Genomic DNA, 25,227 nt, shown 5'->3' with positions numbered 1-25,227 from the left:
AAATATGTTTTAGGAGGTGTATGGTTATGGAGGAGATGAAGGACCGGGAGCGGGAGAGCAGTCAAATGAATAACGAGCTTTTGCTTGAAGCACTTAAAACGGAAAATTTGGATCAGTTTCGTACGGAGTTCCTTGAAATGCATCCATATGATCAGGCTCAATTTTATACAAGCTTGTCAGATGAAATCAGATCCGTCGTTTACACATATTTGTCACCGGAAGAAATGGCGGACCTTTTTGAAAATATAGAAATAGATGAAGAGGATTACGAAAGCCTGCTGGCTGAAATGAATCCCTCTTATGCAGCCGATATGCTTTCCAATATGTATGCGGATGATGCGGCTGACGTCCTGAATGAAATCAACGATGAGCAGGCCGTCAGCTATTTGACCATCATGGATGATGAAGCGGCAAGTGAAATCCAGGAGCTTCTGAACTATGAGGAATCTACGGCAGGAAGCATCATGACGACAGAGTTCATTGCCATTGAAGCAAACGAAACGGCTCGATCAGCCATGCAGATCTTAAAAAGGGAAGCTCCGGAAGCGGAAACGATATATTATGTGTTCGTTACCGATCAGGATAAGAAGCTGCTTGGTGTATTATCGCTCAGGACATTGATCATAGCTGATGAAGATGCTTTAATCGGTGATTTAATGGATGACAGGGTAGTTTCCGTACCTGTATCTGAAGACCAGGAAGAGGTGGCACGAAAAATAAGGGACTATAACTTCCTTGCCGTGCCTGTCGTCGATTTCCAAAACCATTTGTTAGGGATTATAACCGTTGATGATATCATTGATGTCATGGATGAAGAGGCATCTGATGATTATTCCAAATTGGCGGGTGTATCAAATTTGGACAATGTTGATAAGAGTCCCTTTTCTGCTGCCAAGAAACGGCTGCCTTGGTTGATCATCCTTTTGTTTTTAGGTTTATTGACCGCCAGCCTGATTGGCCGTTTTGAGGAGACACTTAGCCAAAAAGCGATTCTTGCTGTATTTATTCCATTGATAGGCGGAATGGCTGGCAACACAGGAACTCAAGCATTGGCTGTTGCAGTACGGGGAATTGCAACAGGGGACTTGGAGCAGGATAGCAAGTGGAAGCTAGTTTTGCGAGAGGCTGGGACAGGCCTCATCACCGGCCTGACATGTGGAATAGCCATCAGTTTAATCGTATATATTTGGCAGGGGGATTTAATGCTCGGTTTATTGGTCGGCATATCTATTTTCATTACATTGATAGTCGCCACACTCGCGGGATCGCTTGTACCGCTACTCATGCATAAAATGAAGATCGACCCGGCAGTAGCTTCCGGACCATTCATCACAACCATCAATGACATTATCAGTATCCTGATTTACTTCGGATTAGCTACTTTATTCATGGGTTATTTACTATAAGCTAAAGAAGGCTTTTTTGAAGTGTTATTCCCTAGCGGCTTCAGAAAACGGTGTTTTTATCATAGGAAATTTGATATACTGTCATTAGTAGCAGGTACTAATAACTTGTATTAAAAATAGGAGGTCACATACGATGACTTTTTCATTAGAAGGAAAAACGTTTGTCTTAATGGGTGTTGCGAATAAAAGAAGTATTGCATGGGGAGTTGCCCGTTCCTTACATAAAGCAGGTGCAAAGCTGATCTTCACTTACGGAAAAGACCGTACGGAAAAAAGCGTTAGGGAACTATCTTCTACATTGGAAGGGGAGCCCTCCATCATTTTACAATGTGATGTAACGAAGGATGAAAGCATTGAAAAATGTTTTGCGGCGATTAAGGAAGAAACAGGTATCATTCATGGCGTGGTACACAGTGTCGCATTCGCTAATAAGGAAGAGTTGGACGGTGAATTCGTCAACACGAGCCGTGAAGGGTTTTTGCTTGCCCATAATATCAGTTCATTTTCTTTAACGGCTGTAGCTAAAGCGGCGAAGGAAATCATGTCGGAAGGTGGCAGCATTGTCACAATGACGTATCTTGGCGGTGAACGGGTCATGCCTAATTATAATGTAATGGGAGTGGCCAAGGCCTCACTTGAAGCCAATGTCCGTTACCTGTCAAGTGATCTTGGCAAAGATAACATTCGAGTGAATGCAATTTCAGCTGGACCTATCCGTACCTTATCCGCTAAAGGTGTTCGTGACTTCAATACAATTTTAAAGAAGATTGAGGAAGAAGCACCGCTTCGTCGTACAACGACTCCTGAAGAAGTAGGGGATACGGCAGTATTTTTATTAAGTGACATGTCCCGCGGGATTACCGGGGAAAATATCCATGTGGATTCGGGTTATCATATAATTGGATGACAATAGGAGGGGGGGGCCGATATCGGTCCCCTTTTTTTGTTGATTCTCCACTCTGCAGGTATTTTTAGTAACTGCATCCTCAATTGAAATCTTTCCGATTTTTTCATCTTCGAATGTTTTAGTTTTTTCAGCTAATCCCCAAAATCCTTAAGCTTGGTTGATGTCCTTTTTTTGGGGAGTGTCACATCTCCAGCATAAAGAAGGGTGAATTTCATATAAATGATACATAGAGCGGATATTCATTGTTTGCGTGAATCAGCATAAACCTGCTTTCAACCCTATTCGTGAAAAAGAAGGAGGGGCATCATGGACGTGAAGAAAGTTGGTCTGCCTTGTGCTGATGGAAAACAAACCATACAAAATTCGCTGAAGAGACATATCAATTTACATGAAAAAAATATCAGCACTTCATATACCGCTGAGGAATTGGTGGAGCTATTGTCCCGACTTCCAGCCTTTGCACCTAAGCCTGTTTGTAAGTTCATCATCAATGACCGTACACTATTCGGGAAATTGGAACAAAAAAAAGAATCCAGTTTGTTCATAAGGCATAAATTCGGGAAAAAAGTTGTCCAATACCAAATGGAACAGCTGCAGTCCGTGGATATTCTGAAATATTAAGGAGGGTTTTCATGTCAGGGGAAAATGACGATAAAGAATCGAAACCACTTATATATGTCGATCAAGCAAAAATATCAGATCTGCGTGGGAATATGCAAAGTGATTTTCGAACGAAAAAAGCTAAACCTCAAGACAGCGTTGAGCCGGAACTTCAGGAAGAAGACGAGAATAAAGAAGAAAAAATCGAACAGGTCAAACGCGAATTTGGTGTTTATGATGCCATGAAGGAAATTGAAAAGGAGATTACGGGTTTAAGGAAAATCACCGAACAATATGTCCCTGAGCAAAAGCCGGTTGAAGAAATGAAACATCCTGACCAAATAATACAGGAAAATGAAAAGCCAGTTAAGAGAAAAAGGAAAAAGGTGGAGAAGAAAGATTCTTCCCGGGACATCATTTCCCGCCTATCCAATCATCAAGGTTTTCCAAAGCCACTATGTGAGGCTGTTATTAACGGAGAAACGCTTCAATTTCATGTGTTGGGAATGAAGGGGGAATCAGTGAAGATTAAAAGAGGGAACCAGATCCGTTTCGTGGGTCTGCCTGATATTATCGATGCCAAAATAATTGAAGAATCCAAGTGAAGGAGCAATATTAAATGTTTCCCCCACAAAATGAATTTACTTTATTTATCATATTAGGCTTGGCTTCCTTCAGGCTGACACGTTTGATCGTCTTCGATAAAATTATGGAGCCGTTGCGCCGCCCCTTTTTTAAAGAGATAGAGGAAAAAAATGAAGCAGGAGAAGTGGAAATATTTTTAATTCCCAAGGAAAAGGGCCTGCTTGGCTGGTTTGGCCAATTGCTAAGCTGTTTTTGGTGCGTGGGTGTCTGGGTCAGCCTTTTTCTGGTTTTTATTTATATCCAACATTGGTTTATAGGTGATGTACTGATATTAATCCTTGCCGTAGCAGCAGTAGGAGCGATTATTGAAGTCATAATCAGCAAAGTTATGGACATTTGATTGGAAACAACTTGTCTCTTCGTTCATATAGTATGGTATAGATGTTAAAGGAGGAGTCATAAAGTGAATCAGAAACAAAATCCATGGGCTTATGCCAAACCGATCAAAAAAGATCAAACGGTCAAAATCAAGAAAGACTGTGGCTGTAATAATAACAATAAAAATAAAGGATATTGAGTAAAAAAAACCTTTCCATTCGGAAAGGTTTTTTTATTTCCTAATCCTACCATTCATAAAAAAACAGTTAAATAAGAAAATAAAAAGAGAACGATAAATTAGGATGTGATTCTATGTTCAGACAAGGAAGGTATTTTAAGGCAAGCTTTCTGGTTTTTATAGTTGTTTTGTGTGTGCTTACTGCATGCAGCAATAAGAATGATGGAAAAACAGAGAATTTAGCAATGATTAAACGTACGAATCCTGAACCGATGGATATCATTAATGGGATGGATGAGAAGGATGAAAAAGGACTGATCTCAAAGGTCAAGGAAACAGTTGCTAATGAAGACACCATCTATGACGTGATCGTCGTGAAAAACGACAAAAAGATTATCGTCGCTTATAAAGTTAAGCACTTACAACGTTTTCATATGAAGAAAATTGAAAAGACTGTGACTGAACATCTGGAAGAGAAGTTTCCCAAAAATGATTTTATCGTATCTAGCGATTATAAAATCTTTTTGGAATCGGTAAGATTGAACGAGTTACTTAAGGAAAAGGATGTACCCGAAAAAAAGGCAAGGAAGAAGTTCAAGGAAATTGAAGAACTTCAAAAAGAATTAATTTAGAAGAGAGGTTCAGCACTATGAGCGGCAAGGAGAAAACGACCCCACAGCAGGATGCGTATCAGGAACTCCAAGGGAAGCATGAAATTAAAAGACCGATAGTGAAGAATTGTTTGAAGGCCTTTTTAGTAGGTGGCATTTTCTGCATAGTGGGACAAGCCATTTCCTACTTCTATATTTATTTTTTCAACTTTACGGAACAGACAGCCGGAGGCCCGACCACTGCTACCATGGTGTTCCTGGCTCTTTTGATGACCGGTTTCGGATTTTACGATCGTATTGGCCAGTTTGCTGGGGCAGGAAGTGCCGTCCCTGTCACTGGGTTCGGTAACGCAGTAATTTCGGCAGCGATCGAACATCGGACGGAAGGTTTTGTACTTGGAGTTGGATCCAATATGTTTAAATTGGCCGGATCGGTCATTTTATTTGGAGTATTTTCAGCCTTTGTCGTGGCGTTGATAAAAACGATTTACCTAATGATTGGGGGCTAAGCGGTGTTAAAGGGAAAACAAACATGGATCTTCACAAATAAACCGGTCATCTTGGAAACGGGGGTAACAGGCGGGCCATTTGAAGCTAATGGAGAAATCGCTGGTGATTTCGATATTCTATACGACGATTTGTGGATGGAGCAGGATTCATATGAAAAAGCTCATCGGCATTTGATGGAAAAAGCGGTTGAGCTTGCATTGGAAAAAGGTAAGATCGACAAGGAGCAGGTGCAATTTTTCTTGGCGGGTGATTTAATCAATCAGATTACACCTACAAGCTTTGCAGCCAGAACCAATGGAATTCCATATTTCGGCTTGTTTGGAGCCTGTTCCACATCGATGGAAGGGCTTGCTCTAGCTGCGTTCATCACTAATTATGGCGGGGCTGATTATGTGTTGACAGGCGCCTCGAGCCACAATGCAGCTGTTGAAAAACAATTTCGCTATCCAACTGAATATGGCGGGCAAAAACCACCTACAGCTCAATGGACGATAACGGGAGCGGGAGTGGCGCTTGTTGCTCCTGATGGAAGCAAGCAAGGGGAATTTCCTCATATTGTCTCCGCCACTATCGGTAAAGTCATTGATATGGGATTGAAAGATCCCTTCAATATGGGGGGAGCGATGGCCCCGGCGGCAGTCGATACGATACTTGCCCATTTCAAAGATACTGGTTTGACCCCGGATGATTATGATTTCATCATAACGGGTGATTTAGGTCAAATAGGGAATGAGACAGCTCTTGACTTATTAAAGCAAAAGGGCTGTGACATCAATCAGGAAAAATTCAAGGATTGCGGATTGATGATTTTCAAAAAGGACCAGCCTGTTTTGGCTGGCGGGAGCGGTGCGGGATGTTCGGCAGTGGTATTATACGGTCATATACTGAATGAAATGATTTCCGGCAAATATAAAAAAATCCTGCTAGTCGCAACAGGAGCATTATTGTCACCACTTTCCGTCCAGCAAAAAGATACGATTCCGTGCATTGCCCATGCTGTAGCCATTGAATATGGGATGAATTCATGAAAAAGGAGAGATTTCGATGTTAGCAATGTTTTTTTGGGCGTTTGTCATCGGTGGCTTGATCTGTGTAGTCGGCCAGCTTCTTTTCGATGTTGCTAAGCTGACACCGGCACATACGTTAAGCTTATTCGTTGTAATAGGAGCTGTTCTAGGCGGATTTGATTTATATGAGCCGCTTGTTGACTTTGCCGGTGCCGGAGCAACCATACCGATCGTTTCGTTCGGGAACTCACTGGTGAACGGGGCGATGATGGAATCGGAAAAACATGGTCTCGTCGGCGTACTGACAGGCATGTTTGAAATTACAAGTTCCGGTATCTCTGCAGCAATCGTCTTTGGCTTCATCGGAGCTTTGGTTTTCAGGCCAAAAGGATGAAAAAAGCGGAAATAGGCAGCCTGGACTAGGACATGGCCTATACATATTTGTCCAGACCTACATATGTTATCAGTAAGCTTTAGCGAGAGCGAGGTGATATGTATGTTTGGTTTTGGTGGCTACGGTTGTTGTGGCGGCAGCGGTTATGGATACGGCGGCGGTTATGGCGGAGGCTACGGTGGCGGCGGTTCCACTTTCGCGATAATCGTTGTATTGTTTATCCTATTGATCATTGTAGGGGCTTCTTTCTGCTAAGGAAAATGGAATAGGCAGAAGAAGCCTATTCCATTTTTTTTTTATTTGTATGGGCCTAGCACCATTTTTCTGATAATGCCATAGGATAGGTACAGAAAAGGGAGGGGCTTAGGTATGGATAATAACTTTTTTAAAAACATAGAAGGTAAAACCGGCGTAAATATGAAAGATGTATTAGAATTGGCAAACTCGCTCCAAGGAGCCAATTTCAAAGATGAAACGACTGTTAGAAATGTCATTAAGCGCGTTTCAAAAATCGCGAATAAACCGGTCAATAAAGAAACGGAAGATAAAATCGTTCATTCCATCGTAGCTGAAGGGAATAAACTCGATTTCGGGACGATATCCAATATGATAAATAAAAAGTGAAAAAAGGCCTGCTATCATGCAGGCCTTCAGACTGCAGACAAACTCGAGGAAAGCGGGTTTGCCGGCAGTTTTTTTATTTTAAAAAAGTTGCAGCTTGATTTCCATATATGGTTAGCATCAGCTTTGGTCAAAGCTTCAAGAAACGTGATGGATGAGCGGTCCGTCCGCGTCTAGTTTGCAGGATGGAAAGGTAAAGATCCTTTTTGGCCCTGGTTGCCGCTACATAGAGCAATCGTCTTTCCTCTTCAAGAGGGGTTAGTTCCCCTTTTCGGTAAGATTCAAGTGCGAAATCATGAGGGATGCTGCCATCAACAGCAGCAAGGACATAAACGGTTGGGTATTCAAGCCCTTTGGAACGGTGTATGGTGGTAAGCTGTATGGCATCCTTAAAATGTTTCGATAGCTGTTTGATCTCTTGGATCATCGCAGTCATATGATCTACATGTTCTAGGAAAGCGGCGACGGTGGGAAAACGATTTGCCGCCACCTTTAAGTCACGGATGTCATCGGACCCTTTTTCCAGGTTCGCATCATTTCCGCGTTTTTTTACATATTCCTGGTATCCTAAATCTTTTTCGATGATTTCTAAAGCTACGAGAGGCGACATTATTTTTAAAGAGCGGATCTGTCCTGGAATCGTTTTTAATCTTCGTTCCTGAAAAGCATGTCCTGTCTTAACAAAAGCAAATGCATCAATAAAATCACAATCCTGCAATATTGTCATTGCTTTTAATTCCTGTAATATACTTTGCTTTAAGAATAAGGAGGAAAGGACATCAGCTGCTGCCTTGCTGTCATGCGGGAACAAACTCAAACGCATAAAGGCAAGCATGCCGCGAATGACCTTGCGCTGATAAAACGAATCCGCATCCTTTTCAATGACGAATGGCAGGTTGGAAGCGGCTAGCCGTTCAAAAATGGCCCTGGACATCGTGTGTGTCCTGTACAATACCGCAAAATCCCCAGGGTTTGCTCCCTTGGATATTTTCTCTTGGATATCGGATACGATCATCGTTGCTTCCAATTCCTCATCATAAGGATAAAATAAAACAGGGGGATTTCCTGAATCATGCTGTGCCCTCATCTTTTTCTCCATCCGGTTCTGGTTGCGCTTGATCAATCGGTTCGCTGTAGCGACAATTTCATGGGAAGATCGGTAATTCTCCGTCAGCTTCACAACTTGGGAACGAGGGAAATCATGATTGAAATTCAAAATATATTTCGGATCGCTTCCCCGGAATGAATAGATCGATTGATCATCATCGCCAACTGCACATACATTTTTTGATTCAGCAGAGAGGAGTTTTATCAATTCATATTGAACTTTATTGATATCCTGAAACTCATCTACCAAAAAATAATTAAACCTTTGCTGATATTTCTTTAAAAAATCGGGGTGGTTTTTTAAAAATACATAACAGCCTACAAGCATATCATCAAAATCATACTTCCCTGTTTGCTGTTTATATTCTTCATATTTCTTATATAAAAATAAACACGATTTCTCCCAATCGTCCTTAGGTTGGATATCCTCTGGAAAAGCCAATGAGTTTTTCCAAAGCCCAATTTGTTGAAGGGCTTGATCATATGCAAATTCCTTTTCATCAAGTTCCAATTCCCTGCCAGCCTGTTTCAATACCTTTTCTTTTTCCCACTCCCACTTCAATAGGAAATCACGCTGCCATTTGGATGGTTCATGGAAAATGAGGATTTTATAAAAGATGCTATGAAAGGTCCCGCTCACGATTTGAGAAACAAGGGAAGGAGTCATATATGGATAACCGAGCAGACGCTGCTGCATTTCCTTTGCTGATTTCGCCGTAAATGTTACAAGCATGATACTTTTAGGATCAATCTTTTTCACTGTAAGCATGTAGGCTGTACGTACCGTCAATACGCGGGTTTTCCCGCTGCCTGCTCCGGATAGGACAAGAATTGGTCCATCGATTGTCGTTACCGCCTTGAGTTGCTCTGCATCGAGAACAACCCCTGATGAGGATAATTCTTGAAAGTATGGTTCCTCTGATTGTGCCAGACAGGATGGTTTATCTGAATATTTCGGGTTGCCGGTTATGGGCCGGCTTTTAAGGAAAGGTTCTGTAATGGTTTTCGTTTCCGTAATGGTTCGTGATGTAGGAATCCTAAATCCATTCTGTTCCATATATTCTAATGGCTTTTCCTCATTTATTGTTTCTGAAATTGGCAAGTCACAGGGTACCTGCGATGGATCACTATGATAAAAATAAGGCGTTTCATGGATTCCAATAAATAATTTCACTGGTTTATGACAAATGATACAAGAAAGCTGATCACGTTTTCCTTTTTCAAAAAGTGTCTGCAGCTCACCAGCTGAAACGGTATGTAAATGTACGATTTCAGTGCCAGATTTTGCTTGATTCATATAAATGGATACCTCTAATCTATTAAAAATATCGGCAATACTCATCATACCAGAAGATTAGGAAAAAAGAATGCGGAAAATCGTGATTAAATATTGTTTCGGACGGGTAATTAAATGACAATACAACTATGTAAATATAAGGAGGGAAAACTATGGGGTACATAGCACCTGTCACACAATTTGATTATATTCAATATGCCAACCGGACGATCGAAGCTGCAGAGAATGTAAGAATTGTTAAAGGGACGACACCCATTCAACCTGTCCGTTTTGATCAGGTGCTTAAAAGTGAAAGGGGAAGCTTTGAAGGATTACATCAAATTAAAGATAATAATCGGGAAAGTACATATGGGGCAGGCACATATAAATATCAAATGGGCATGAGGGTCAGTGAAGAAATAACGGCGGAAATGACAGGGAAAGGAAGGTTCTTCAACGAAGTTGTCTAGATATGCCACCAAAAACAAAAGAGGACACGCGAAGTGTCCTTTTTGTGTTGATTCCTTAGAGAATGTCAATTTCTACGATTAGAGCTAACAATAGTTGCAATAATAATTGGATGTTTAGAGCGATTTGTGCATCAGTTGTTGTAATGTCGATATCACGGCTGTTTTCAACAATTGTTTTTTGGCGCGTGATTTGTTTAACATTAGAAGATTGGATTAATTCTTGAGTGATCTTTTCAGCATTATCAGAATCTGCGATTGAAATGCTTACGATGACCGCAATTGCAGCTTGTAGAGCAGCTTGAAGAGAAAGGGCCGCTTTAACATCCGTTGAAGTGACATTTACATTACAAGAATCTTTAATGTAAATAAGTTCTTCAGAAAGCTGAACTTGATTATTATCCTGTCTTGCCTCTTGGTCAATGCGTGTGTCATCGTCGTTACAGAACCCTGACAGGGGATGTCTGGAAGCGGAATCTAGAGCCGACCATGATCTTTCAGAGTCTTCATGTGTGTTACAGTTGCTACGATATACATTTTGGTTCATGTTGTTTTTTCCTCCTTAGGTTTTATTCCCTATTAAAATATGCTTTGATGGGTAATCGGGTTGGACGAATAAATCAGTTAATTCGTCTATTTTTTAATACTTAGAGAAAGTATTAGTGTGTGGGGATGAATAATAAAGAAGCTGGAGCTTTAGGAATGAAATGTAAGTGCTGCTATGACTCGGTTTACTTAATTCTCGCCAGCAAGTAAGGTTTGATTAGGTGATATGGTGTGTCATTTATCTTTGGAATCCGTGAATTTGTTGTGAATGGAATTTGTAACTGGATTAACATCATGTTCAGTGATGTTCTTTTCTTGGTTTATGATTTTTTGTGATTGCTCTTGTAAATGGCGAATGGTTTCTTTAAGGTTGTTTTTCTCTCTTTCAGTCAGATCGACTTTTTCCTTTTTGAAACCATGTTTTCTCATAGTCCTCGAAACCAGCAGTTCCATCAGTCTTTTTTGAGACTCCTCCAGGTTAAAATCATTGTTACCCATAAAATTTTCCCTCCTTCTTGCTTTCTATATATAGACTATGTATTTTTGCTGAGATTGCCATTGAACGGAAATGGTTTTTTTTATTAAACGATAATTTAAGTTCATGAACGAACAAAAAAAGCTGTCCAATCAGAGAACTGAAAGGACAGCTTTTGTATATTATAAAACGGTTTTCTTCATCGTTTTATGAGGAATGCCGGCATCCATGAATTCGTCGGAAACGACCTCATACCCTAATTTCGAATAAAAAGGGATGGCATGGACCTGGGAATCAAGCTTCAATTGAGGTACTTCCTGCTGGATGGCGTATTCCTCAATTGCATTCATGATCATGGCACCGGCACCATTCTTACGGCCAGATGATAGTACACAAATGCGCTGGACTTTACCGATGTTGTCGATGACCCTGAAACGGCCGGCACCGATTGGCTGATGCTGATCATCATATAAAACGAAATGTGTAGACTCTTGTTCATATTCATCGATCTCTTCTTCAAGAGGGACGTTTTGTTCTTGGACGAATACTTTTTTTCTGATCATATAAGCATTTTCAAGCTCTTGGCTGTTTTCTGCGATTTTTACAAACACGAAATCATTCAGCTCCTAATCTAAATGTTTCATAAACGGTCCATGCCCCATCTTCAAGTTGATACAGCAAGTGAACTCGTTTCACCTCTTCTTCATGGCTGATGTCAAGCATGCTTAATTGGCCTAAAACATCAGAGTGCTCATTATCGGATAAATCTTGAGCGATGGTAATATGCGGGACAAATGCATGTTCACTTTCACTTTTCATGAAGTCCTCATTGTTAAGTGCATCATGCAGCTCTTGAAGCCCTTCGGATAATTCCACTTTGAAATAAATGGTATTGCTTACAGGTTGGAAAGACTTCGTTTTCGTAACGCTTATCGTAAAAGGCCTGCACTTACGAGCAATGTCTTTTAATTGATCGGCGATTGTTGAAATTTCCATATCCGTCGCTTCGAACGTTGGTTTAAGCGTCAGATGCGGTGGTATGAAAGCATATTTCGTATCATACCGTTTGCGATAGGAGTTAGCTAAATCTTGAAGTTTTTTTGAAGGGAAAATTGCAACACCATATTTCATAAATAATACCTCCTGATATTTTTTTATTGTTGTATTATAGTTGGCCATGCTTTTCTTTAACCCTTCACAAAAGGAGAGGGTTAGAACATTTCCAATAGTGCTCGTTTTAAATCTGCCTGCCAGTATTTCCAGGTATGATTACCTTCAAATTCTTCATAGAAGTAAGGAAATCCTTTTTGATTTATTAATTTATGCAATTCCCTGTTGGGCTCTATGAAGTTTGCCTTCTTGCCATCCGTCGTCGGAACATCCGTTTCCCCAGTCCCGATCACATGGTAAAGTTCGAGAAGATGCGGATCCTCAAAATTACGTACAGCATCCATTACTGCCTCATTGGCAAGTGGCGACTGCATGATGCATTTCCCAAATGTATGCGGATACTTTAGTGCGGCCAATAAAGAAACTGTACCGCCAAGAGAGTCACCGATCAAAGTTCGACCATGTCCCATTTGATAGGTAGGGAATTCATCATCTAAAAACGGGACAAGTTCATGGGCAAGAAAACGTATGTATGCAATGTGCTGTTCCCCGTCGGGATGATATTTGCGCCTGCGGTCAAAGCGGTCTTTATAGGGAATGCCGACAATGATGATATTCTCAATCTCATCGTTCCCTAACAGTTCATCTGCTACCCGACCAATTCGACCCATTTGAAAATAATCACGGCCATCCTGAGCAATCACAAGCGAATATTTATACAGTGGCGAAAAATTAGCAGGTAAGTAAACAAGCAGTTCCAATTCTTCTGCTAAAGCTTCGCTTTTAAACATGTACTCTTTAATTGTGCCTTTGCGTAAACTCATTCTCCCGCACCTCATGATAAATAATAATGAAAAACAACTTACTTGATTATTTTAGCATAGCCTAGCGACTTTTTCCCGTGACAAGATTTTAGAATAGAAAATTTTCATTGTATTTTCTAAAAATTTGAATAATAAGGTGCTATAATAAAAGGATATAGAAAAATAATACAATAAAAAAGGTGGCGAATAAAATGGCAGATGTACAAGTACACAGCAGGGAAGTAACGAAGGCGGCTAAACGAACATTATTAGAGCGTGGTGTCAGTGTGGAGGCAATTGCAAAAATCGTTTATGAATTGCAGTTCCCGTATAAAGCTGATCTAAAGCTGGAGGAATGCATCCACAGCGTTGAGCGTGTCCTGTTGAAAAGGGAAATTCAACATGCCATTTTAGTCGGTGTGGAGCTGGATAAACTGGCCGAGCAAAAAAAACTATCAGAACCCCTGCAATCGATTGTTGAGTCTGATGAAGGGCTATTCGGAGTGGATGAAACGATTGCCTTTGGTGCAGTGCTCGGTTACGGAAGCATTGCTGTAACGACCTTTGGCCATTTGGATAAAAATAAAATAGGCGTCATACACGAACTTGATAAGAAGCAAGAAGGAATCGTGCATACCTTCCTGGATGATATCGTTGCTAGCATTGCCGCGAGTGCCGCCTCAAGGTTAGCTCACCGTCTGAGAGATGAAGAAGAATCGTTAACCGAACAGGAAAAGGACATCCAGGAAGAAGAAGAGTTAATCGGTTGAACCTTGATTAACAATCTTCAGCCAGACCTATCAAACCTAGCCTTAATGAGGCGGGCAGAAAGGATATTGGCCACTTTAAATGTCCGTTTTGTCTGCCTTAGAAAACAGAATGCGTGAATATGGCCTGGATAAATTTCAAGCACCTGTATTTTCCGCTGCGTGATCTTACCTTGTTCGGAGAGATAAATTATCTCCAATGGAGCATTTCCTTCCATATGTTTACGAAGTATATATTTCATTCCCTGTCACTCCTTTGCTGACTTGCTTGCTATCATTATATGCGAACGTACGTTTTATATGCAAGTGAAAAGGGAATGTTCGTTCGTGTTTTGCGGAGTGGGGAAATAAAATAAGAAAAAATTAAAACTTTTTTAATATAATGCGTTGACTTTTTAACAAAAAAACTTATAATAAATTATGTACTTAAGTAACCAGTCAGTCATTACATACGACTTGTTAGCTCAGTGGGAGAGCACTTCCTTGACAGGGAAGGGGTCGTGGGTTCGAATCCCTCACAGGTCATCAACTACCAAAGGCTCAAATCCTTGATATAACAGGGATTTGGGCCTTTTTTTATTTTTAAATATAGTTCATTTTGTATTATTTACTCAATTGGTGGCGGATAGAGAAGGATTAAAACGCATTACAGGACAATTATTTGTAATAATTAATATTTCAAGGAACTGTAGGTAAAGCCTTTTGCTTATTCAGCTCACGATGGATGTTAAAAATAAGATGACGCATGAAGACTATGCAAAATATCGGCAAACGATGAAAGACTTCAGAGATAAATTTTCATCTCACAGAAAGTGTGGTTACAACGAACCTGTCCCCTACTTTGATATTGCGCTTAATGTAGCACTTCATTACGTTTCTTGGCTTGAAAAGTATAATACAATCCCTTCACTTGAAATGATGGTAGAAGAATTACAACCAATGATAGAAAGTTTTAAAGTGAAATAAATAGAAGGAGGAAGGTATAGAAGAGTAATTAAAAGTAAAATTCCTTTCCAATTAAGGGTTCTATTAGGGGATTAATCATACTTCTCGTATGACTTACCCTCCACTTTAGTATTATATGGTAAATATTTCCTGGTTTTAACTGTGTGATTTTAATATCTCAACAGTTTATCATATTGATAAATGAAGAATAACTTAATCTACTACTATAATGAAGTAAGTCTTTAAAAGGGAAGTGATAGTTAAATGCTTTATATAAGCGATATCGAAAAGATAATTAATAACACATTAAATGAGCACAATTTGGATATTATTTATGAATTTGACAATAATCTAAGTGCACCTATGAGTTATAACGTATCGACCAATACTATAAAATTCAATTACCTTCAAGTTAACGGTTATAAAGGGAAAATTAGAATTAAAGAGACAGAGGAAGACTTTGTTAAAATTATTCTTTATCGTATGATTGGTTATTATTTAGATTTTAAGAAAAACAAACATGATTTAAGGATTTTAATGTATGGTCACGAAGAAGAAAAAGAAAAGCTAAAATCTGAAATAGAAACTAATGCTTGGGATTATGGGAGAACATTAATACCTGAACAACTATTGGAGTCATATGATAAAGTTCGTGAATTAGATAAAATGCTAATAAATTAATGTACTCTAAGAAAATGGTGCAGAAATGGATAAACCTTCTTCCTCTGAATGAGGAAAATTGCAGTTTTCCTCGTTATATCATGGCATACTTTTCAACTACACTCGTTATGTTAATAAAATAAAACATTCCTCCTATATCTATTTCTTATTTCAATACTGGGGGCCTATGGAAGTGACTTAGTAATTATAGTAACATTTACTTATCTAAAATAGGGAATTGTTGTATTAAAATGGTATTTGAGAATAAATAGAGAAAAAGTACGTTGACTCAATAATGAGGTGAAAAGATGAATTCGGATAAAGTCAGAGCATTAACAAAAGTGTTTCAGGAATCTTCTGAGGAGTTAAAATTAGATGAATCAAAATTAATGCAGAGTATACATACAAATACGGAGACATGGGCTGGCGAAGCCCGGAAAAAATTTGATTCAATACTAGATGAAGCAGCTGTCCTATTTCAAAGACATTCAGACAATCTTTATCAAATAAGTAGAGAATTAGAAAGCTCAGCAAATGAAGTTGACAGAGTGAGAGAAGAGATTGAAAGACAAAGAGAATTAGAGCGCCTAGCTTGTATGAAGGATGAGTAGAAACAAAATGAATGAAGGATATAAAGAGGTGTCATATGAAACCGAAGAATAGGGATCGTAAAAGTTTGGAAGAGGAAGGCTGGATCCTCCCGGATAAGAATAAGCAAAATAAAGATGGTAGTTTACTCCCCGGCTGCGGCGGTTTTTTTATTTTGTTCATTCAATTTGGTGTTTTGGCACATCAAATAATCACTCTTTTTTAAGTCTACCTTATGTCCGCTAAAGTTTTACAACTTTACTTGCCAATATGATAATCGTTTTGAAAGGTTTAAAATGGCTCGTAATAAGTAGAGACAAGGAAAGAAAAAAGAAGATGGCGGTAAGCAAGGAATGGATAAAAATTGGGTACCGGGTTGTGTCGACCCATTTATCCTGCCTTTACAGATTATTCTATTAGGACATCACTTTTTTCATAGTATATAGATGAAATAGTTCATAAAGGAAAAGAAAAGAGGATGATACAGTGGGGAATAAAATTTCCGTAGACCCAGATCGTTTAGAATATTTAGCAAATGAGTTTGTCTCGCACTTGTCAAAAATTGAAGAAGAATACAAGAGTCTTCATTTGGAACTAGTGAACCTAATTAGCAGTGCTCCAGCAGAGTATAGTCATTGTTTTTATCAAGTAGGAGATCCGTGGGGAACAGGAAATCAAATAGTTGACCTTCTCAGTGAAATGGAGATCGACCTTCGAATGACCGCCAATAAATTTTCCGATGCTGATAACTTAGTCGGTCAACTTTATAAACTGCATGAGAAATATGGAGCGCTCACTGCGATGGGTGCTTTAGTATCAAAGCAGCTGGCATTTTATGGGTTGGGTTTTACACAATTTATCAAAAATAGTGATGATGTCTATATGTATAAACATATGAATGCCCTAAATAAACTAACAGATGTAGTCGATAATTCCAAATTTCGTAATGTAGCAAGAGCCTATTTAAATCCAACCTTTTTATTGAAAAAATATAGAGATGTTCCATTTGCTGATTTAGTTCACAAAAAGGTTGCCAAATATCTTCCTGGTGATGTTGTTAAGTATACAGATAGTTCAAAGGCATTATTTGAAGGGATTAATCATCGAGCATTGGACTCTACAACGTTTAAATCATTTCTACAGTCGGGAGCGAAATTTGCCAAAACCAACGCTGTTAGTGCAGTACTGGTAACAGGAGTAATGGAAGCAGGCGGAATGGGACTGAAAATTTCCGAAAACTATGCGAAATATGGAAATAATCCAGAGGTCTTAAAGCGAGAAAATGCAAAAGCGGTAGGAAATGCAGTGAATAATACCGTAGCGATTTCTGGAGGTTCCATTGCGGGAGCATTCGTAGGAGGGGCTCTAGGAAGTTTAGTAGGCCCAGTCGGTACGGTTGTAGGAGCCGCTGCAGGTTCATTTGTAGGAGGACTTGTTGGAGAGCAAGCGGCTAAGCTTACGGCAGGTATAGCAGAGAAAGCAGCGATTATCATTAAAGAACCTATACATGATGGGCTTGAACTGATTAAAGGTGGTTTGGAGAAAGCTGGGAAAGTTGTTGAAGGTGTTAATAAAGGTGTTGATTTCTTAAATGATCAAATTAAGGATACTATTGCTGACCCAATAGGGAAGGTGGGGGAAATTGGTAAGGGATTATCTAAAGCAAAAGAAACAGCGAGTTCCCTTGCCGATGGAGCAAAAGATTTTTTTGAGGATAAATTTTCATTTTTTTAAGGAGGATATATGAATACCGTTCAATTAAGTATTGAAGAGTTACTTTTTTCATTTTATAGTGAAGGTTTATTTGAACAAGGAATGTCGATTAAGGAAACCTATTTTCAAACGCTTCAAGATGCCGAGTTGAAATTAATGCTAGAAATTGCCTCTCGCTCTTTGTTAGCAAAAGATATGTTAAAGGAAGTAAATAATCAATATAAGTTAAAAGATGAATTTGCTGCCTATATTCATACATTGAATAATGCAGAAAGTACCGTAACGGCTTCTAAACATCAGCCAGACTTAAATGGAGAAGATAGTATTTCCTTTCATTTTAAAAAAGGAGAGGTTTATTTACATAAAGTATTGTACGATCATCAAGTTCACTCTATTTCTAAGCTGCCGAAAGAAGAAATCCTTTCAGTTATAAGCGGTTTTTTCCATTTCCATACGTTAGAAAAGCAAGGTGAAGTTATTCTTCAGTTAAAAAGTGAAGAATTTGAAGAACTTTTAGAAGATGTAAGTCAATCTCATTCTTTACCGGAGTCAATTGTTCAGAAATGGGTAAGTAAAAAGGGAGAGTCTACTAGTATCTTAGAGTTTTTAAATGATATTTCGAATAGAAACGGTAAAATGGATAGTTTAGTAAGCTTAACGTATGATTCAGAGAATAACCCTGACCTAAAAGATCTTTATTTTATGATTCCAGGAAAGAATGAATGTTGGCTAGCTACAAGGGACAACAACCTTGAACTGAGTATTCAGAGAGCAAATGAGGCATCTATTAATCAACTATTATTAACCAACAAGATTCTTCCAGATTAAGGAGGTGCATTATTTGGTAAACGTTAAGAAAGAAAATAACGCCATTCAGATAAAAGGGTCAAAGTTCATGTACGGGTGGATGTTTCTTGCGACTGTAGGTTTTTTTATTGCTTGTTTTTTCTTAATCATACACGGTTTGAAATTTGAGTCCAAGTATTCTTTATTTTACCTTGGTGGTGGTCTCATCTTTACTCCTTTTTACCTTTACCTAACGCTTTGGTCACTTCCAGGTCTTATTCCAGGAAAGGTCCTGTTAACGATTGTCCAAGGTGAAAATGGTACGATTAAGTCGAAGAAAGGTACAGTTTATATTAAGAATATCCGGAATATCGATTTAGTAAGAAATCCACTGAATTTAATCAATGATATAGTCATTGACACCCTTGATGACAAAACCATAAAAATTCGTACGTATAATTTACTTGATGACCTGGATTATCAGGTGGTCGTTGATCAATATCTTTATCCCTATATTACAGAAAATGCAAAAAAAGTATGGGATCGCAAGGTGGATTTAGATAAATTGCAAAGAGTAGCCAAATACGAGCGGCAAGAGCAGAAAATTGATTAACGATCATACAAATTAAAAGATCTCAGTCCAAAGCTGGTGATTCGCGTCCAATTGTCTTTTTCATTATAAATCTGTTATAATCCGATTACTTTCACTTCCTGACAGGGAAGGGGTCGTGGGTTCGAATCCCTCACAGGTCATCAACTGACAAAGGCTCAAATTCTTGATATCACAAGGATTTGGGCCTTTTTTGTTTATAAAATATAGTTCATTTTGTATTATTTACTCAATTGGTGGCGTAACGGTGGCGGATTGAGAAGGATTTAAACGTACTACAGGTCAATTATTTTTAATAATTAATATTTCAAGGAACTGTAGGTAAAGCTTATTGCTTATTCAGCTAATGATGGAGGTTAAAAATAAGACCATCACCGATTCGGTGTTTCGGCTGTTTAACGAAGAGATAGTCCCTTCAACATACATTCAATAAATGCAATCCATTTGTCTTCCTTTTTTGAACGAAACATAGGTGAATTTGTGAATTTGTTAAATCAGTATATGTTTATTCGTGTTCAATATTATCAGCTGTACCGAGTGAAATTAATGTTTGATGAAATCAGCCGAATTAGGGTCGATAATACTTACGATGGTTTAATATTGTAAAAATTTAACAGATGAGTTATTCTTAAATCACCTAACAAGGCACAATATTAAAGGAGAAAATAGTGAGTTATCTCGGAAAGTATTTGAAAATGCCACCAACAATTGAAAAGCTCCATAAATTTGAGAAGGAAATTGAAAAAGAAGGCCACTCCTTAAGTGATTTATCCCTTTATTTGGAATTTGACTTCTCCCCTTATGAAAATACTCCCTATGATGTCATTACATTTGCTAGTACAGGCGTTGACGGCATACATTTCGGATTTCTAACTGACTTCGGAACAGTATCTGATTTAGAGAATGCTTTTGTTGTATGTATTAGTCCAATGGATTTTGATTCACATATAAAGATTGTAGCAAGGAATATAAGGGAGTTTCTTAACTTGGTTTGTACGATGAAAGATGCCTTAACTATTTCTAACTTTAATATCCTGGAAGAAGAGCGACAGTATATTCGTTTGCTCAAAGAACTAAAACAAGTAGAACCTGAAGATGAGGAATTTGAAGAGGACGCAAACTATGTAGTGGAAAAGATAATAGCCACATTCAATAGCGAACGAATAGAAGATGTCTATCATTATGTGGAAGGAAAAGTAAGGACAGAAAGAGAGAAACAAACTATTTTATCAACTCTTGATGGGTTAGGCATTATACCTGTAGAGAACATTACAAGCAATTTTCTCCCATACAAACTTGAAAAAGATATGAAGATTGACATGGAAGAAGTGAAGGCCTTTTTTAATTCTGCAACAACAGAAAGTAAAATAGCTTTTTTCAGAGATGTCCAATTTACTTACTTAATTGCAGATGAGATAGGGTTAAAAGAATTGGTCATACATGAAATGATAAAATTAGGTTTACAGGATGAAGTCGATAGATTATACGTGTTTTAGGTCCTCTTTTTCTTGTCTAATTAACACCATAACCCTTAACAGAACCAAAAATTATTAGAAGGTTACTTGTAGGGGTATTTACTTAATCATAAATGATCCAAACGAGGGCTTATTTGGAACATTAATTAAGGAGGCTTTCACCAAGTCGTAAATGAAGATGAAGTCAATGGAAGCCTCCATTTTACGAACCAAATGGTTCGCCGGCACCGGTTGATCTCACTGAATAGAATTATGTTTCGAAAGCATCCTCATCACCTCAAGTTTTAATAGATCTATTTTAAAACAAAAAAGACTGTAGGAAAAAGGAGTTCTATCTAAATTTTTAAACATAGTTGATTGGAGCGAGTGCATGAAATGGAAATCAACGTCCAAATTTGTACAAGCAAAAAAACTGTAGACAAACTCGATGAAAATCGAGTTTGTCTACAGTTTGAGGGGACCTTCATAAATTGAGTTCCCTTTTTCATAATGTATTACGGTAATGAAGTTTTATATTGTTCCATTAAATCACCTGCATATAAGCTTGTTATCATTAAGAAAATGGCAAGCCCAATGTATAATGAGAACCAGATGACTTTTGTTTTGAGACTCGATGAGTAATAGGATTTCTCTTTATCCCTAATTTTAGTTTGTTCTTGCACTTCTTTAAAGAACGTTGCTACTATTCGTTCATACGTGCCTATATTTTCAAAATCGGTCGGTCCGTTCTGGTATTCATTCGAATTAGCAGCATCCATTAAGGATCTATAAATATTTAATTTTACCTCGGTCAGCTGTTTTTCTTTTAGCTTATTATCATCAAATAGCGGGATATGCCAACTCTTCATGTTGTTAAACTTTTCATATAGTTGGCTTAATTCCATATTCCAAATATTAACCAGGCGAATTTTTTCTTCATCTGTTGCACCTGCATATTGTTCGAGTTGCCCTAACCCAAATTGATTCAGTTCGATGATGATGTCTCTTTGATTTCTGGTTGTCTCGCTACGAAATTCTTTCCACCACTTAGAAATACCCAATAATAAGAAAAGAATTAAAAATGGATTTGGATGGAGAAACAAATATACAACCATTCCGATAATCCCTAATACCCAAAGCTTTGTGGAGATGACTCCCACTATACGTCCTCCATCAAGAGGATGCACAGGCATTAGATTTAATAGGTTAATCATGGCTCCAAGTGTAATAACTAAAAGCCAAAATGGATTTTCCGTCATCATAAATAGGGGGATGGCTGGTAGAAATGCTAATGTACCTAATAAAGGACCTCCGAAGGCAAGATAAGCTTCTTGGTTAGCATTCTTGGGCTCTTCTTTAAGGGCAATTAATGCTCCAACAAAAGGGATGAAAATGGCATTGGATGTTTTGATGCCTTTTCTCTTAGCAGCAAGTAAATGCCCCATTTCATGGATGTAAATTAGATAGACTAGGGCCACGGCAAATTTCCAACCGTAAACCAAGGCATACGCTCCTAATGAAACGAAAATAGAAATCAGGGAACCTACTTTTGCTATTTTCAATAGCGCAAACAACCATTTTATTTTTCCTAGAAAAAATAACCCGATTGCCCCCAAACTTAACCATCCTTTATTCAATTTAGATTCTTTCAAAATGTACCTCCTAGAGTAAATGGGAAAACAGATGACCCCAGTGACACTATGTCAATCTGAGCGTCTTCTTGATTTATCATTTTGCTAATATCCTTATTATATCGTATTTGATAATCCATTTCTTATCATTTTAGTAATGTTTTTCTAGAATATTAACTTCGCATTTTTCTTTAAGTGCTGACCCAGTAGTAGAAGTGAAGGTAGCAAGAGAATCATTGAAGTCGTTTGGATTATCATCGAATGCGACTACGCTGATTTCGTGTCCAAACTTGTGGGCGCATAGAAGTTGACCTCATTAGTATTACGAATGAAAAAGAAGAGTATATTCAAACGATTAAAGTTCCGATAAAAGTAGCTGTGCTAGGTTCTACTTTAGCAGGGACTTAGCCAATTTCTTAATCTCACCATCATCCCTTGTATTGCCCCATACAATACATACACATGGAGTGCTGTGCGTTGGTAGAATAAATTAAATAATAAGCAGTTGGGTTCGAGGATCGGTAAAAGATTCTCGGACTTTCATCTCCTGTTATTTCAATTAAGCAATGAAAATATAAGGTGTAAGTAAAAAGATAGACTTCTACTTTTTTATATTAATTAGTTGATTTTCCGCCCTAAAGTACTTGAACTTTAAATTAATTTTCTACTTATATGTGCAATAAAAGTTAATAGCATAGCTTTTACGGTCAAAATATATTATTCAAATTTATTATTTAGAAAATGTAAGTTCAGTCTCTTAAGATATACATGGGATTAAGTGATTAGTACAATATACCTGTATTTGTTTTTATGTAAAAATGTACCGATAATATGAAGGTGAGTCATTAAACAGTAACAGGGTTAAAAAAATCTTGACTATTTCTGAAAGAATAAGCATGAGACCGAATTGGCTGGACTTAAAATAAAAACACATCAAGACTGCGGACAAAAACCATTGATGAATTTTTTAATGATCCTACTATTGTACTTAAGTAAAAAGAAACAGTGCAGCAAATGACTTAATAGTACAAATGAATTTAGATTCTAAAGTACTAATCGTGTTACAAATTTTCGCTGTCTACAGTAAATGTTAGTAAATCCGTGAACCAAGAATTAGAAAGTATTCCATTTGAAGATTTAAAAAAGAAAATTGTATAATAACCATTTTCTGACCTACCCGACAAAAGTTGAAGATGACTCAAAATACTTACCTATCGCGAACATGATTGGACAGCCATTTTATCTTTATAATGGATAAATTACCTATTTTTTCTGTTTTCCTAAAAAAGCTGAAAAATTACTTTGACAGATAGAGTACATTTCGTTATGATTACTCTATGAGATGGAATAGTTTACAGGCAAGGGAGTGACAATTTGATTAGAAGTGATATTATACGCGGACATTTGGATGCGATTATCCTACGCTTAATTCTGGAAAAGGACCGCTACGGTTATGAAATATCGCAAGAGATTAGTTTGCGTACTGAAAATAGCTTTCAAATCAAAGAGGCAACATTATATGCCGTATTTCAAAGGCTGGAGAAAAAGGAATTAATTGAGTCTTATTACGGGAGTGTTTCAAGGGGAGGAAAAAGAAAGTATTACCGAATAACTACGCTGGGGAAGGCATTTTTTAAAGAAACAGTTGAAGAATGGAAAGAAACAAAGAAAATTATTAATCTATTTATGGAGGAATTCAATTGAAGCAATTAATGAAGCGTGTGAACGAGTTATTTAAAGACGTTCCGGAAAGTGAGCAAAAAGAAACGGTTATACAGGAAGTGCTGCAAAACCTCGAGGAAAAGGTGTGGGACTTAATGGAGCAGGGGAAAGGCGAAGAAGATGCGATTAATAAAGCAATTATTGAATTTGGCGATGCAGAGGATTTAAAAAATGAGCTTGGAGTCAAACAGCTAGGTAAGCCAACCAAGAAAAATAATACGAAATTAAACCTAGAGTATTCAATCTGGGGAAGTGTATTAATTATTTCCTTGCTCGTCTTCATCAATTTCTATTATTCACCCCATGTGATTTGGTTTGTCTATCCTACCTTTGCAGTGCTTTGGTGGCCGTTAACAATGTATTTCAGGTGGAAGAAAGTGAAAAAGGGAGAGTAATATGAAGAAATATGAAATTGGTTTTGTTGTTACAGGCAGTGTCATGACGATTGTCTTTTTAATCCTGATTAATTTTTTAACAAGCGCTCAATATCCTTGGTTTATTTATCCAGTCTTGGCTGTATTACTGTTTTCTCTGGGGCTATACTGCGTACGCGCAAAGAAATACACACTATTCTCCGTGCTGGGAAGTTTCCTGCTTTTGCTTTGTCTTATTATAGTGAACTATATCAATACACCTGGTTATCCGTGGTTTTCCTATACGGTGGCCCCCATCGTCATGTGGCCGGCTCTTGTGATACAAGGACAGAGGGCTAAAACCATGACTACAGCTCTCATTGGAAGTATTTCATTTATTTTATACTACATACTATTAAATATCTTTTTAGCCCCTCAAGTTCCGTGGATTATTTTTCCTGCTTTCGTTATTCTTTGGTGGCCGCTTTCACTTTACCACGTACAACAAAAATCCTATTTTGGATTCTCTATCTACGCATCTTTGTTTATCAGTGTCTTTTTTATCAGCGTCAATGCTATCTTTTCACCACAGGAAGTCTGGGCTGTTTATCCAATCTTCGCGGTGCTTTGGTGGCCGTTAAGCATGTATTATTTTAGCTACAGGCAAAAAAAATAAATCATTTAATGTATTTTGAAAGACTAAATATTCCAAAACGCCAAGGCTATAAATAGAAAACTCATGACAAGTTTTTCGGTTCAAGCACACTAATATTCATTTTAGTATGAAAATACTGAGGTACTCGTTTTAATGGTCCTTCTCATAATCGAGGGAGGAATTTATTCGCTTGATTATAAATAATCAAGTATAAATTAATCATGTCTATCGAAGTATTAGAAGATAAACCTGGTAATAAAGTATTGGGAAATTCGAATTTACAGTTAGTTTAATAACCATATAATAAACGTCATTCTACTATTTTTAAGGGGAACAGTAATCATGTGGAAGAAGAAAATTAG

General features: G+C 38.0%; 32 protein-coding genes, 1 tRNA gene and 1 pseudogene. 26 read left to right on the top strand and 8 right to left on the bottom strand.

The genetic code is table 11. From position 1 onward, the window contains the following. The first annotated feature begins 35 nt into the window (after positions 1-35). The 11 genes from mgtE (at position 36) to spoVIF (ending at position 7,200) form a co-directional block, all read left to right on the top strand. Positions 36-1,406 (top strand): magnesium transporter, encoded by a 1,371-nt coding sequence (gene mgtE / locus ACYP5M_RS18610; RefSeq protein WP_230177446.1) that lies wholly within the window; start codon positions 36-38, stop codon positions 1,404-1,406. A gap of 133 nt (positions 1,407-1,539) precedes the next feature. Further along, the gene (gene fabI, locus ACYP5M_RS18605; RefSeq protein ID WP_101224102.1) at positions 1,540-2,313 is read left to right on the top strand and encodes an enoyl-ACP reductase FabI; all 774 of its coding nucleotides are present in this window, start codon (positions 1,540-1,542) and stop codon (positions 2,311-2,313) included. A gap of 306 nt (positions 2,314-2,619) precedes the next feature. Continuing rightward, positions 2,620-2,934 carry a hypothetical protein gene (locus ACYP5M_RS18600; protein ID WP_434168886.1) on the top strand — a complete coding sequence of 105 codons (315 nt, stop codon included), beginning with the start codon at positions 2,620-2,622 and terminating at the stop codon, positions 2,932-2,934. Positions 2,935-2,945: 11 nt separating this feature from the next. Further along, entirely contained in the window at positions 2,946-3,518 is a 573-nt protein-coding gene (locus ACYP5M_RS18595; RefSeq protein ID WP_459735388.1) for a hypothetical protein, read from the top strand. A 14-nt stretch (positions 3,519-3,532) separates the two neighbouring features. Then, positions 3,533-3,898 carry a DUF1360 domain-containing protein gene (locus ACYP5M_RS18590; RefSeq protein ID WP_459735387.1) on the top strand — a complete coding sequence of 122 codons (366 nt, stop codon included), beginning with the start codon at positions 3,533-3,535 and terminating at the stop codon, positions 3,896-3,898. A gap of 290 nt (positions 3,899-4,188) precedes the next feature. Beyond that, positions 4,189-4,686: a YhcN/YlaJ family sporulation lipoprotein gene (locus ACYP5M_RS18585; RefSeq protein ID WP_434168890.1), complete on the top strand. Its 498-nt coding sequence runs from the start codon at positions 4,189-4,191 to the stop codon at positions 4,684-4,686. 17 nt (positions 4,687-4,703) lie between these two features. Then, on the top strand, positions 4,704-5,174 hold the full coding sequence (gene spoVAC / locus ACYP5M_RS18580; RefSeq protein WP_230177400.1) for a stage V sporulation protein AC: 471 nt from the start codon (positions 4,704-4,706) through the stop codon (positions 5,172-5,174). 3 nt (positions 5,175-5,177) lie between these two features. Beyond that, positions 5,178-6,203 (top strand): stage V sporulation protein AD, encoded by a 1,026-nt coding sequence (gene spoVAD / locus ACYP5M_RS18575; protein ID WP_230177402.1) that lies wholly within the window; start codon positions 5,178-5,180, stop codon positions 6,201-6,203. 16 nt (positions 6,204-6,219) lie between these two features. Next, positions 6,220-6,576, top strand: a complete 357-nt coding sequence (spoVAE, locus tag ACYP5M_RS18570; protein WP_063577046.1) for a stage V sporulation protein AE — start codon at positions 6,220-6,222, stop codon at positions 6,574-6,576. 102 nt (positions 6,577-6,678) lie between these two features. Next, the gene (locus ACYP5M_RS18565) at positions 6,679-6,831 is read left to right on the top strand and encodes a YjcZ family sporulation protein (RefSeq protein ID WP_072272578.1); all 153 of its coding nucleotides are present in this window, start codon (positions 6,679-6,681) and stop codon (positions 6,829-6,831) included. A 114-nt stretch (positions 6,832-6,945) separates the two neighbouring features. Beyond that, positions 6,946-7,200, top strand: a complete 255-nt coding sequence (gene spoVIF / locus ACYP5M_RS18560; protein ID WP_034314458.1) for a sporulation-specific transcription regulator SpoVIF — start codon at positions 6,946-6,948, stop codon at positions 7,198-7,200. 127 nt (positions 7,201-7,327) lie between these two features. Here spoVIF and ACYP5M_RS18555 read toward each other — a convergent pair whose 3' ends face one another. After that, positions 7,328-9,601, bottom strand: a complete 2,274-nt coding sequence (locus tag ACYP5M_RS18555) for an ATP-dependent helicase (protein ID WP_459735386.1) — start codon at positions 9,599-9,601, stop codon at positions 7,328-7,330. 152 nt (positions 9,602-9,753) lie between these two features. Between ACYP5M_RS18555 and ACYP5M_RS18550 the strand changes: the two genes are divergently transcribed. Beyond that, complete coding sequence (locus ACYP5M_RS18550; RefSeq protein WP_101224095.1) at positions 9,754-10,050, top strand: hypothetical protein; 297 nt, start codon at positions 9,754-9,756, stop codon at positions 10,048-10,050. A 55-nt stretch (positions 10,051-10,105) separates the two neighbouring features. On the opposite strand, the gene ACYP5M_RS18545 is transcribed toward ACYP5M_RS18550, so the two are convergent. From ACYP5M_RS18545 to ACYP5M_RS18525, 5 genes are all read right to left on the bottom strand, one after another. Continuing rightward, complete coding sequence (locus tag ACYP5M_RS18545; protein WP_101224094.1) at positions 10,106-10,594, bottom strand: spore coat protein; 489 nt, start codon at positions 10,592-10,594, stop codon at positions 10,106-10,108. A 233-nt stretch (positions 10,595-10,827) separates the two neighbouring features. Further along, complete coding sequence (locus tag ACYP5M_RS18540; protein WP_101224093.1) at positions 10,828-11,091, bottom strand: hypothetical protein; 264 nt, start codon at positions 11,089-11,091, stop codon at positions 10,828-10,830. 159 nt (positions 11,092-11,250) lie between these two features. After that, positions 11,251-11,679 (bottom strand): GNAT family N-acetyltransferase, encoded by a 429-nt coding sequence (locus ACYP5M_RS18535; protein ID WP_101224092.1) that lies wholly within the window; start codon positions 11,677-11,679, stop codon positions 11,251-11,253. A 4-nt stretch (positions 11,680-11,683) separates the two neighbouring features. Next, positions 11,684-12,199 carry a YjcG family protein gene (locus tag ACYP5M_RS18530; RefSeq protein ID WP_101224091.1) on the bottom strand — a complete coding sequence of 172 codons (516 nt, stop codon included), beginning with the start codon at positions 12,197-12,199 and terminating at the stop codon, positions 11,684-11,686. Between the two features lie 80 nt (positions 12,200-12,279). Beyond that, complete coding sequence (locus ACYP5M_RS18525) at positions 12,280-13,002, bottom strand: alpha/beta hydrolase (protein WP_101224090.1); 723 nt, start codon at positions 13,000-13,002, stop codon at positions 12,280-12,282. Positions 13,003-13,193: 191 nt separating this feature from the next. Between ACYP5M_RS18525 and ACYP5M_RS18520 the strand changes: the two genes are divergently transcribed. Continuing rightward, on the top strand, positions 13,194-13,751 hold the full coding sequence (locus ACYP5M_RS18520) for a phosphatidylglycerophosphatase A family protein (RefSeq protein ID WP_101224089.1): 558 nt from the start codon (positions 13,194-13,196) through the stop codon (positions 13,749-13,751). A gap of 17 nt (positions 13,752-13,768) precedes the next feature. On the opposite strand, the gene ACYP5M_RS18515 is transcribed toward ACYP5M_RS18520, so the two are convergent. Beyond that, complete coding sequence (locus tag ACYP5M_RS18515) at positions 13,769-13,990, bottom strand: hypothetical protein (protein ID WP_101224088.1); 222 nt, start codon at positions 13,988-13,990, stop codon at positions 13,769-13,771. A 211-nt stretch (positions 13,991-14,201) separates the two neighbouring features. Here ACYP5M_RS18515 and ACYP5M_RS18510 point away from each other — a divergent pair. The 9 genes from ACYP5M_RS18510 to ACYP5M_RS18470 all read left to right on the top strand — a co-directional run bounded on the left by ACYP5M_RS18510 (position 14,202) and on the right by ACYP5M_RS18470 (position 20,546). Further along, positions 14,202-14,273 (top strand) — tRNA-Val (locus tag ACYP5M_RS18510). A 213-nt stretch (positions 14,274-14,486) separates the two neighbouring features. After that, the gene (locus tag ACYP5M_RS18505; RefSeq protein ID WP_459735385.1) at positions 14,487-14,714 is read left to right on the top strand and encodes a hypothetical protein; all 228 of its coding nucleotides are present in this window, start codon (positions 14,487-14,489) and stop codon (positions 14,712-14,714) included. Positions 14,715-14,957: 243 nt separating this feature from the next. Continuing rightward, positions 14,958-15,374, top strand: coding sequence for a hypothetical protein (locus tag ACYP5M_RS18500; RefSeq protein WP_054397148.1), 417 nt, complete (start codon positions 14,958-14,960; stop codon positions 15,372-15,374). A gap of 287 nt (positions 15,375-15,661) precedes the next feature. Then, a complete protein-coding gene (locus ACYP5M_RS18495; RefSeq protein WP_459735383.1) occupies positions 15,662-15,964 on the top strand; it encodes a WXG100 family type VII secretion target in 303 nt (100 codons plus the stop codon). Positions 15,965-15,999: 35 nt separating this feature from the next. After that, complete coding sequence (locus ACYP5M_RS18490; RefSeq protein WP_157831085.1) at positions 16,000-16,167, top strand: hypothetical protein; 168 nt, start codon at positions 16,000-16,002, stop codon at positions 16,165-16,167. Positions 16,168-16,427: 260 nt separating this feature from the next. Then, positions 16,428-17,675 carry a glycine zipper domain-containing protein gene (locus ACYP5M_RS18485; protein WP_434168904.1) on the top strand — a complete coding sequence of 416 codons (1,248 nt, stop codon included), beginning with the start codon at positions 16,428-16,430 and terminating at the stop codon, positions 17,673-17,675. Between the two features lie 9 nt (positions 17,676-17,684). Next, positions 17,685-18,482 (top strand): hypothetical protein, encoded by a 798-nt coding sequence (locus ACYP5M_RS18480; RefSeq protein ID WP_434168906.1) that lies wholly within the window; start codon positions 17,685-17,687, stop codon positions 18,480-18,482. A gap of 13 nt (positions 18,483-18,495) precedes the next feature. After that, a complete protein-coding gene (locus tag ACYP5M_RS18475; protein WP_434168908.1) occupies positions 18,496-19,053 on the top strand; it encodes a DUF5381 family protein in 558 nt (185 codons plus the stop codon). 665 nt (positions 19,054-19,718) lie between these two features. Then, the gene (locus ACYP5M_RS18470) at positions 19,719-20,546 is read left to right on the top strand and encodes a hypothetical protein (protein WP_434168910.1); all 828 of its coding nucleotides are present in this window, start codon (positions 19,719-19,721) and stop codon (positions 20,544-20,546) included. A gap of 473 nt (positions 20,547-21,019) precedes the next feature. Here ACYP5M_RS18470 and ACYP5M_RS18465 read toward each other — a convergent pair whose 3' ends face one another. Next, positions 21,020-22,156: a site-2 protease family protein gene (locus tag ACYP5M_RS18465; RefSeq protein ID WP_459735380.1), complete on the bottom strand. Its 1,137-nt coding sequence runs from the start codon at positions 22,154-22,156 to the stop codon at positions 21,020-21,022. 155 nt (positions 22,157-22,311) lie between these two features. Here ACYP5M_RS18465 and ACYP5M_RS18460 point away from each other — a divergent pair. From ACYP5M_RS18460 to ACYP5M_RS18445, 4 genes and pseudogenes are all read left to right on the top strand, one after another. Continuing rightward, positions 22,312-22,537, top strand: a pseudogene (locus ACYP5M_RS18460) (flavodoxin-dependent (E)-4-hydroxy-3-methylbut-2-enyl-diphosphate synthase); the annotation flags it as partial. A gap of 972 nt (positions 22,538-23,509) precedes the next feature. Then, positions 23,510-23,839, top strand: a complete 330-nt coding sequence (locus ACYP5M_RS18455; RefSeq protein WP_202315495.1) for a PadR family transcriptional regulator — start codon at positions 23,510-23,512, stop codon at positions 23,837-23,839. Next, positions 23,836-24,252, top strand: a complete 417-nt coding sequence (locus ACYP5M_RS18450; RefSeq protein WP_230177413.1) for a permease prefix domain 1-containing protein — start codon at positions 23,836-23,838, stop codon at positions 24,250-24,252. Before ACYP5M_RS18455 ends, ACYP5M_RS18450 begins: the two co-directional genes overlap by 4 nt. A gap of 1 nt (position 24,253) precedes the next feature. After that, positions 24,254-24,886, top strand: a complete 633-nt coding sequence (locus ACYP5M_RS18445; RefSeq protein WP_230177415.1) for a hypothetical protein — start codon at positions 24,254-24,256, stop codon at positions 24,884-24,886. Positions 24,887-25,227 lie beyond the last annotated feature (341 nt).

This window comes from Peribacillus sp. N1, assembly GCF_054600815.1.
The sequence above is the reverse complement of the archived record's forward strand: the minus strand, read 5'-3'. Positions and strand labels throughout refer to the sequence as shown.

What these genes read in the sequence shown, in the direction of transcription:
- ACYP5M_RS18445 (WP_230177415.1), top strand. Translation starts at nt 24,254, where the DNA reads ATGAAGAAATATGAAATTGGTTTTGTTGTTACAGGCAGTGTCATGACG.
- ACYP5M_RS18600 (WP_434168886.1), top strand. Translation starts at nt 2,620, where the DNA reads ATGGACGTGAAGAAAGTTGGTCTGCCTTGTGCTGATGGAAAACAAACC.
- ACYP5M_RS18590 (WP_459735387.1), top strand. Translation starts at nt 3,533, where the DNA reads ATGTTTCCCCCACAAAATGAATTTACTTTATTTATCATATTAGGCTTG.
- ACYP5M_RS18585 (WP_434168890.1), top strand. Translation starts at nt 4,189, where the DNA reads ATGTTCAGACAAGGAAGGTATTTTAAGGCAAGCTTTCTGGTTTTTATA.
- ACYP5M_RS18550 (WP_101224095.1), top strand. Translation starts at nt 9,754, where the DNA reads ATGGGGTACATAGCACCTGTCACACAATTTGATTATATTCAATATGCC.
- ACYP5M_RS18525 (WP_101224090.1), bottom strand. Translation starts at nt 13,002, where the DNA reads ATGAGTTTACGCAAAGGCACAATTAAAGAGTACATGTTTAAAAGCGAA.
- ACYP5M_RS18545 (WP_101224094.1), bottom strand. Translation starts at nt 10,594, where the DNA reads ATGAACCAAAATGTATATCGTAGCAACTGTAACACACATGAAGACTCT.
- spoVAC (WP_230177400.1), top strand. Translation starts at nt 4,704, where the DNA reads ATGAGCGGCAAGGAGAAAACGACCCCACAGCAGGATGCGTATCAGGAA.
- spoVAE (WP_063577046.1), top strand. Translation starts at nt 6,220, where the DNA reads ATGTTAGCAATGTTTTTTTGGGCGTTTGTCATCGGTGGCTTGATCTGT.
- ACYP5M_RS18500 (WP_054397148.1), top strand. Translation starts at nt 14,958, where the DNA reads ATGCTTTATATAAGCGATATCGAAAAGATAATTAATAACACATTAAAT.
- ACYP5M_RS18495 (WP_459735383.1), top strand. Translation starts at nt 15,662, where the DNA reads ATGAATTCGGATAAAGTCAGAGCATTAACAAAAGTGTTTCAGGAATCT.
- ACYP5M_RS18480 (WP_434168906.1), top strand. Translation starts at nt 17,685, where the DNA reads ATGAATACCGTTCAATTAAGTATTGAAGAGTTACTTTTTTCATTTTAT.
- ACYP5M_RS18565 (WP_072272578.1), top strand. Translation starts at nt 6,679, where the DNA reads ATGTTTGGTTTTGGTGGCTACGGTTGTTGTGGCGGCAGCGGTTATGGA.
- ACYP5M_RS18520 (WP_101224089.1), top strand. Translation starts at nt 13,194, where the DNA reads ATGGCAGATGTACAAGTACACAGCAGGGAAGTAACGAAGGCGGCTAAA.
- ACYP5M_RS18540 (WP_101224093.1), bottom strand. Translation starts at nt 11,091, where the DNA reads ATGGGTAACAATGATTTTAACCTGGAGGAGTCTCAAAAAAGACTGATG.
- ACYP5M_RS18505 (WP_459735385.1), top strand. Translation starts at nt 14,487, where the DNA reads ATGACGCATGAAGACTATGCAAAATATCGGCAAACGATGAAAGACTTC.
- mgtE (WP_230177446.1), top strand. Translation starts at nt 36, where the DNA reads ATGAAGGACCGGGAGCGGGAGAGCAGTCAAATGAATAACGAGCTTTTG.
- spoVIF (WP_034314458.1), top strand. Translation starts at nt 6,946, where the DNA reads ATGGATAATAACTTTTTTAAAAACATAGAAGGTAAAACCGGCGTAAAT.
- fabI (WP_101224102.1), top strand. Translation starts at nt 1,540, where the DNA reads ATGACTTTTTCATTAGAAGGAAAAACGTTTGTCTTAATGGGTGTTGCG.
- ACYP5M_RS18490 (WP_157831085.1), top strand. Translation starts at nt 16,000, where the DNA reads ATGAAACCGAAGAATAGGGATCGTAAAAGTTTGGAAGAGGAAGGCTGG.
- ACYP5M_RS18515 (WP_101224088.1), bottom strand. Translation starts at nt 13,990, where the DNA reads ATGAAATATATACTTCGTAAACATATGGAAGGAAATGCTCCATTGGAG.
- ACYP5M_RS18595 (WP_459735388.1), top strand. Translation starts at nt 2,946, where the DNA reads ATGTCAGGGGAAAATGACGATAAAGAATCGAAACCACTTATATATGTC.
- ACYP5M_RS18555 (WP_459735386.1), bottom strand. Translation starts at nt 9,601, where the DNA reads ATGAATCAAGCAAAATCTGGCACTGAAATCGTACATTTACATACCGTT.
- ACYP5M_RS18530 (WP_101224091.1), bottom strand. Translation starts at nt 12,199, where the DNA reads ATGAAATATGGTGTTGCAATTTTCCCTTCAAAAAAACTTCAAGATTTA.